General features: G+C 69.7%; 5 protein-coding genes. 4 read left to right on the forward strand and 1 reads right to left on the reverse strand.

Annotation, left to right across the window (positions count from 1 at the left end; all coding sequences use genetic code 11):
* The first annotated feature begins 742 nt into the window (after window positions 1–742).
* From HUX53_RS10265 to HUX53_RS10280, 4 genes are all read left to right on the forward strand, one after another.
* The gene (locus HUX53_RS10265) at window positions 743–1,366 is read left to right on the forward strand and encodes a PadR family transcriptional regulator (RefSeq protein ID WP_176402927.1); all 624 of its coding nucleotides are present in this window, start codon (window positions 743–745) and stop codon (window positions 1,364–1,366) included.
* A gap of 67 nt (window positions 1,367–1,433) precedes the next feature.
* Window positions 1,434–2,507, forward strand: a complete 1,074-nt coding sequence (locus HUX53_RS10270; protein WP_176402928.1) for an inositol-3-phosphate synthase — start codon at window positions 1,434–1,436, stop codon at window positions 2,505–2,507.
* Between the two features lie 203 nt (window positions 2,508–2,710).
* Complete coding sequence (locus tag HUX53_RS10275) at window positions 2,711–4,480, forward strand: ABC transporter substrate-binding protein (protein WP_309237149.1); 1,770 nt, start codon at window positions 2,711–2,713, stop codon at window positions 4,478–4,480.
* Window positions 4,481–5,106: 626 nt separating this feature from the next.
* Window positions 5,107–6,486 (forward strand): MFS transporter, encoded by a 1,380-nt coding sequence (locus tag HUX53_RS10280; RefSeq protein WP_309237150.1) that lies wholly within the window; start codon window positions 5,107–5,109, stop codon window positions 6,484–6,486.
* Here the strand turns inward: HUX53_RS10280 and HUX53_RS10285 are convergent.
* Complete coding sequence (locus tag HUX53_RS10285) at window positions 6,397–7,668, reverse strand: adenosylmethionine--8-amino-7-oxononanoate transaminase (RefSeq protein WP_176402930.1); 1,272 nt, start codon at window positions 7,666–7,668, stop codon at window positions 6,397–6,399. The two genes, HUX53_RS10280 and HUX53_RS10285, sit on opposite strands and share 90 nt — an antisense overlap.
* Window positions 7,669–7,771 lie beyond the last annotated feature (103 nt).

Genomic DNA, 7,771 nt, shown 5'->3' on the forward strand with positions numbered 1-7,771 from the left:
GGGCGGTGTCGGCGGGATCGCGGGAGTCGGGGCCGTCGGGGCCGCGCCGCCCATGAAGCCGGCGTCCGGTGTTCCCTGGACGCCAGGGTTCTGTGGCTCGCCGGGCTCATTTTGGGCACCCGGACGTGCGGAGTCGCCGGGCGGGGGGTGCTGCTGCCCGCCCGGCCGCTGCGACCCGGGTTCCGGTCGGGGCTGGCTTGGATTACTCACGCGACCTCATCAACAGGGGACAACGGGTGTTGCCAGGGGCCCGGGGCGGCCCCCGGCCCTTGTTGCGACTCGTGCGCCGTCCGAAGAGTACTGTGCGGGCTGGTGAGCGGGGGGAGCGCATGCACGGCGAAAGTCCGTCCCGGCTGGTCAACGCCCCCGCCGCTGAAAACGGCCGGGTGGATCCTCCTTGATCGTCCGCCGTCCGGGGGGCTGCTCCCCGTGGTCGAGGACGTTCGACATGGCCGGGTGGTTCCAGGCGCCACTTTGGCATACTTCGGCCACATACACCCTGGATTCGCCGTATTCGGCGTCCCACCTCGGCGGTCGTCCCGCCCGCGCGGCGGAAGATCGTCTCCAACAGCGGTCACGGAGTGCAGTACGCCCCGCCGCCCCGCCGAGGCTCGATCCCGGGGGTTCTGGACGGACCACTTGCCATGAGGGGACCCCGTACGTATCTTGTCGATGTATCGAGTCGATACATTCACTCGATACATCGGATCGAGACATCGGCTTCTGCGAGAGAGGGAACCGGATGGCGGCCAGGAAGGGCGCGGGCGCGCTGGAGCTCGCCGTGCTCGGACTGCTGCACGAGGCCCCCATGCACGGCTACGAGCTGCGCAAGCGGCTCAACACGCTGCTGGGCATGTTCCGGGCGTTCTCCTACGGGTCCCTCTATCCGTGCCTGAAGCAGCTTCTCGCGGACGGGATGATCACCGAGGACCGTTCGGACGAGGAGAACACGCCACTGGCACTGCAGAGCCGCCGGTCGAAGATCGTTTACAAGCTCACCGCCGACGGCAAGGAGCGCCTCCAGCGGCTCCTCACCGAGGCCGGCCCGGCGGCGTGGGAGGACGAGGGGTTCGGCGTGCACTTCGCCTTCTTCTCGCACACCCGCGCCGACGTCCGGCTGCGCATCCTCGAGGGCCGGCGCAGCCGGCTGGAGGAGCGGCTGGAGAGCGTCCGGGCCGCGCTCGCCCGGACCCGCGAGCGGGTCGACTCCTACACCCTGGAGCTGCAGAACCACGGGCTGGAGTCGGTCGAACGCGAGGTCAGGTGGCTCAACGAGCTCATCGGGCGGGAGCGCGCCGAGCAGGAACAGCAAGCACTGTCAGCTAAGCGAATTGACCAGGACATGCCTCGGGACGAGGGCCGCTGAGTCGGCGACCCGGCGCCCTCGGGGGCGGGTGAAACCACATGTTCCACAAGAGAGAAGGAGCAACCGGATGGGTTCGGTGCGCGTAGCCATCGTGGGTGTGGGCAACTGCGCCTCTTCACTCGTCCAGGGCGTCGAGTTCTACAAGGACGCGGCGACCGACACACGGGTTCCCGGCCTGATGCACGTCCAGTTCGGTGATTACCACGTGGGCGATGTGGAGTTCGTCGCGGCGTTCGACGTGGACGCCAAGAAGGTCGGGATGGACCTGTCCGAGGCCATCCACGCCAGCGAGAACAACACGATCAAGTTCGCCGACGTCCCGCCGACCGGCATCACTGTGCAGCGCGGCCACACCTTCGACGGCCTGGGCGAGTACTACCTGGACATGGTCGAGGAGTCGGACGCCGAGCCGGTGGACGTGGTGCAGGCGCTGAAGGACGCCGAGGTGGACGTCCTGGTGTCGTACCTGCCGGTGGGCTCCGAGGAGGCCGACCGCTTCTACGCCCAGTGCGCGATCGACGCCAAGGTCGCGTTCGTGAACGCGCTGCCGGTGTTCATCGCGTCCGACCCCGAGTGGGCGCAGAAGTTCACCGACGCGGGCGTCCCGATCGTCGGCGACGACATCAAGTCGCAGGTCGGCGCCACCATCACGCACCGCGTCATGGCCCGGCTGTTCGAGGACCGCGGCGTTGAGCTGCTGCGCACCTACCAGCTCAACTTCGGCGGCAACATGGACTTCATGAACATGCTGGAGCGCAAGCGCCTCCAGTCGAAGAAGATCTCCAAGACGCAGTCGGTCACCTCGCAGATCCCGCACGAGATGCAGAAGGCCGACGTGCACATCGGCCCGTCCGACCACGTGCCGTGGCTGGACGACCGCAAGTGGGCCTACGTCCGGCTGGAGGGCAAGTCGTTCGGCGACACGCCCCTCAACCTGGAGTACAAGCTGGAGGTCTGGGACTCCCCGAACTCGGCCGGCGTGATCATCGACGCCGTCCGCGCCGCGAAGATCGCCAAGGACCGCGGCATCGGCGGCCCGATCCTGTCGGCGTCCTCCTACTTCATGAAGTCGCCGCCGGAGCAGTACACCGACGACCAGGCGCACGACGCGGTGGAGAAGTTCATCGCCGGCGAACTCTGAGCCCGGCCCCCGCCGAGCCTGACCGCGCGCTGAGAGTCTGATCACAAACTCTCCAAGGGACGCCCTGACAGTGGACATCCACTGTCAGGGCGTCCTTACTTCTGGAGAGAAAACGGTGATGTACCGGCCCCTTGTCACTCTGTGGCCCTACTGTGACACCGCCGGTGACTGCGCGCCAAGGTCCGAGTGTTCGAGGTGAGAACGTGACGGCACGCGAGATGTTCAAGGTGACGGTGGGGCTGACGGGGCTGGTGGTGGGCCTCGCCGGATGCGCGGGGGGAGGTGACGACGCCGCGGCGGGGCAGGGCCGCGACGGCGGGACGCTGCGGATCGTCGGGTCGTCCGACGTCGAGCACCTCGACCCGACCTCAGTGGCCAGTGTCGGCGCGTACGGGCTCGCCCGCACGTTCGCCCGGACGCTGTTCGGGACGCGGGCGTCCAACGACTTCCAGGAGACGGTCCCCGTCCGGCCCGACGTCGCGGAGCGTCTTCCGACGCGGGAGAACGGCGACATCAGCAAGGACCGCCGCACCTATACCGTGCGGCTGCGTGACGGCATCCGGTGGAACACGAAGCCGCCGCGCCCGGTGACCGCGCAGGACTTCGTCCGCGGCTTCGAACGGCTCTGCAACCCGGCGTCGCCGTCCGCCGGCAAGGGCTACTTCACGTCCACGCTCAAGGGGATGGACGAGTTCTGCGACGGCTACGGCGACGTCGACGGCAAGGACCCCGCGGCGATGGCGGCCTACCAGCGCGACCACGATTTCGCGGGCGTCCAGGCCAAGGACGACCGGACGCTCGTGTTCAAGCTGGAGCGCCCCGCCAGCGACTTCCTCAACCTGCTGACGCTGCCGTACACCGCCGCCGCGCCCAAGGAGTACGACGCCTACGTTCCGGACGGCCCGGAACTGCGACAGCACACGATTTCGGACGGTCCGTACCAGATCACCGAGTACCGTCCGGGGCTCTCGTACGTGCTGACGCACAACCCGGCGTGGCAGGCGGGCAGCGACCCGCTCCGCGAGCGGCACGTCGCGAAGATCCGCATCACCCTCGGGCAGGACTCGCCGGAGGCCGTCCAGCAGCAGATCGAGCAGGGCACCGCCGACCTCGCGTGGGACCAGCCCGTCCCGACGTCCGCGATCCCCCGGCTCCGCGACGACCCGCGGTTCGCGATCCGGGAGACGCCGAACAACAGCCCGTACCTGGTGTTCAACACGCGCAGCCCGAACAACGGCGGCGCGCTCGGCAAGCGCGAGGTCAGGCAGGCGCTGGAGTACGCGATCGACCGCAGCGCGCTCATCAAGATCGTCGGTGGGCCGTCGGTGGCGCGGCCACTGCACACCGTGATCCCGCCCGGCAACTCGGGATACTCGGCCGTCAACCACTACCCGACGCCCGGCGAGTCCGGCGATCCGGCGAAATGCCGCGAACTACTCGGCAAGACGGGCCACCCCAAACTCACGCTGAAGTTCCCTTACCGGACGAACAGCGTCCACAAACTCATCGCCCAGTCCATCGCCGAGAACCTCGACGCGTGCGGAGTCGGCACCGAACTCATCGCCGACTCCGGCGGCTCCTTCTACGCCGGCACCCTCGGCACGCCCGCCCGCGGCGCCGCCGGCGACTGGGACATCGCCGCCCCCGGCTGGGTGCCCGACTGGTACGGCAACAACGGCCGGTCGATCATCCAGCCGCTCTTCGACGGCCGCACCTACGGGCAGAACTCCACCAACTACGGCGGCTACAACAACCCCGAGGTCAACGCCCTCATCGACGCCGCCCTCACCGCACCCGACGCCGAGCACGCCGCCGGCTACTGGCAGCAGGCCGACCAGAAGATCATGGAAGACGCGGCGATCGTCCCGCTCCTGGACCGCGCCCAGACGCTCTTCCACTCGTCCCGCGTCCACGGCGCCCGCTACCTCCCGACCACCGCCGGCTACGACTACACACGGGTTTATTTGCAGTGAACTCCTCCTTCGGGCCCTAGAGGGCCCTCCATCGTCGTCCACTGCGTGCGATCGCTGCATCGCTCCGACTCGCCTAGCGGCTCACTGCGCGATCAGATTCTTGCTTCGCTCGAATCTGCCTTCGGACGCGATCGCGACGGTCCAGGTCCTTGCGTGGTCGGGCCGTGGCTGGGGCAGGTGCAGTAGTGGGTGGCGCACGGCTGGAGGGGGGCGGCCTTCTCATGGTGCGGTCGCGACGCCCCAGGCCCTTGCCCGGTCGCAGCGGCGGCTGAGACGGATGCAGTAGCGGGTGGCGCCCGGGCCGACGGTCGGCCTTCTCATGGCTGCGACCGCGACACCCCAGCTCCTGCCTGGCCACGGCGGCGGCTAAGGCGGGTGCAGTGCCCGGCCGGACGGACGGCGTTCTTACGGGTGCGATCGCGACAGCCCAGGCCCTTGCGTGGTCGCAGCGGTAGCTGAGGCAGGTGCAGGAGTGAGCGGCGCCCGGCTGGAGGAGGGGCGGCCTTCTCATGGGTGCGACCGCGACGCCCCAGGTTGTTGCGTGGTCGCGGCGGCGGCTGGGGCAGGTGCAGTGCTCCGCCGGACGGGCGGCGTTCTTATGGGTGGGGAGGACATATGGTGATCGCGTGAAGGCGGGACAGTTGCGGGAGATTCTGCGTGGGCGGGATTTTCGGCGGCTGTACGGGACGCGGCTGGCCTCGCAGTTCAGCGACGGCGTGTTCCAGGTCGCGCTCGCCGGCTACGTGTTCTTCTCACCCGAACGGCAGACGACGGCGGGCAAGGCCGCGGCGGCGTTCGCGGTGACGCTGCTGCCGTACTCGGTGCTCGGGCCGTTCGCCGGGGTGTTCATCGACCGGTGGCGGCGCCGGCAGATCCTCGTGTGGACGCCGGTGCTGCGGGCGCTGCTCGTCCTCCTCGTCGCGGGTCTCGTCGCCGCCGGGCAGGACGGCGCGGGCTTCTTCCTCGGCGTCCTCGTCGTACTGGGCGTCAACCGGTTCTTCCTAGCGGCGCTGTCGGCGGCGCTTCCCCATGTCGTACGGCGCGACCAGCTGGTGACGGCGAACGCGTTGTCGGTCACGTCCGGGACGATCATCGCGTTCGTCGGCGGCGGCGTCGGCTACCTGCTGCGCCTGCTCTTCGGCTCCGGGCACGAGGGGACGGCGCTGATCCTCGTGGCGGCGGCCTCTCTGTACGTGTTGGCGGGCCTGACCGCGACGACGCTGCCGAAGACACTGCTCGGCCCGGACGTGCCGGACATGTCGCGCATCCGCGACACGCTCGGCGGCGTCATGTCCGGCCTGGTGGACGGGGCGCGGCATCTCACGCGGCGGCCGCAGGCGGCGCTGGCGCTCGGCGCGATCTCGTTCCACCGGTTCCTGTACGGCGTCGTCCTCATCATGACGCTGCTGCTGTGCCGCAACCACTTCGCGGACGACCCCGACCGGGGCCTGGAGACGTTCGCGCTGATGCTGGGGGTCTCCGGCGCCGGGTACTTCACAGCGGCGCTGATCACCCCGGCGGTGGTGCGCCGGATCAGCAAGCAGGCGTGGACGGCATGGCTCCTCGCCCTGGCGGCAGTGAGCCTCCTCGTCTTCGGGACGTCGTTCACCGAGCGTCCCTGGGCGGTCGGCGCCTTCCTCCTCGGCGTCGTGTCGCAGGGCGTCAAGCTGTGCGTCGACACGACACTGCAGGAAATCATCGACGACGCCTACCGGGGACGGGTCTTCGCCGTCTACGACATGCTCTTCAACGCGACATTCGCCGCCGCCGCGGCCGCCGCCGCAACCTGGCTCCCCTCGGACGGCCGCGCCGCCCCCACCCTCCTGGTAGTGATCGTCGCCTACGCCGCCGGCGCGGTCGCCTACCGCTCAGCCGCCTCACGTCTCCGCCGCCCCACCACCGCATGGCGCCCTGGGTCAGCGGAGGGCGGCGGCTATGTGGAGGAGGTCGTCCTCCGTGCAGATGTACGGGGGCATCGTGTAGATCAGCTTGCCGAAGGGGCGTAGCCAGACGCCGTGCGCCATGGCGATCTCCTGGACGGACGTCACGTCCACCGGCTCGCGCGCCTCGATGACGCCGATCGCGCCGAGGACGCGGACGTCCGCGACGCCCGGGAAGTCGGCGGCGTCGTCCAGTTCGCTGGTCAGGACGGCTTCGATGGTGTCCACCTCGTCCCGCCAGTCGCGGGACATCAGCAGGTCGATGGACGCGGACGCGACGGCGGCGGCCAGCGGGTTCGCCATGTACGTGGGGCCGTGCATCAGGACGCCCGCTTCGCCCGAGGAGATGCCGTCGGCGACGCGGTCGGTGCACATGGTGGCGGCCATCGTCATGTATCCGCCGGTCAGCGCCTTGCCGAGGCACATGATGTCGGGCGTGACCTCGGCGTGGTCGCAGCCCCACAGCTCGCCCGTCCGGCCGAACCCGGTGGCGATCTCGTCCAGGATGAGGAGCAGGCCGTGCTCGTCGGCGATGTCGCGGAGGGCGGCCAGGTATTCGGGGGCGTAGAAGCGCATGCCGCCGGCGCCCTGGACGATCGGTTCGACGATGATCCCGGCCAGTTCGCCCGCGTGCTCGGTGGCGAGCTTGGACAGCTCGTCCAGGTACGCCTCGTCGGGCTCGGCGGAATATCCGAGCGGGGGCGGCGGCGCGAACACGTGCTTCGCGAGGACGTCGCCGAACAGATGGTGCATCCCGTTGACCGGGTCGCAGACGGCCATGTCGCCGAACGTGTCGCCGTGGTAGCCGCCGCGGACGGTGAGCAGCCGGTGCCGTTCGGGACGCCCCTGCGACCGCCAGAACTGCAGCGCCATCTTGATCGCGACCTCGACCGCCACGGACCCGGAGTCGGCGAAGAACACCTTCGTCAGCGGTTCCGGCGTGATCTCGACGAGGCGCTCCGCGAGCCGCACGGCCGGCGGGTGCGTGAGCCCGCCGAACATCACGTGCGCCATCTTGCCGAGCTGCCCGGTGACGGCCGCGTTCAGCTTCGGGTGGTTGTAGCCGTGCACGGCCGCCCACCACGACGACATCCCGTCGATCAGCTCGGTGCCGTCCGCGAGCGTCAGCCGCACCCCGTCCGCCGACACGACCGGCAGGACGGGCGCGGACGCGGGCATCGGCGCGTACGGATGCCAGATGTGCTCCCGATCGAACGCCAGCATCCGCTCGGCCTCACGCGGACTCATCCGCCCCAGCTGCAGCGGAATCACGCCTCATCACCCCCGGCGGCCGCATCACCGGCGCCCGCCTGACCGCCGCCCGGCGCACCCCCGGCCACCTCATTCCCCG

This window comes from Actinomadura sp. BRA 177, assembly GCF_013372625.1.
GTDB lineage: Bacteria > Actinomycetota > Actinomycetes > Streptosporangiales > Streptosporangiaceae > Spirillospora.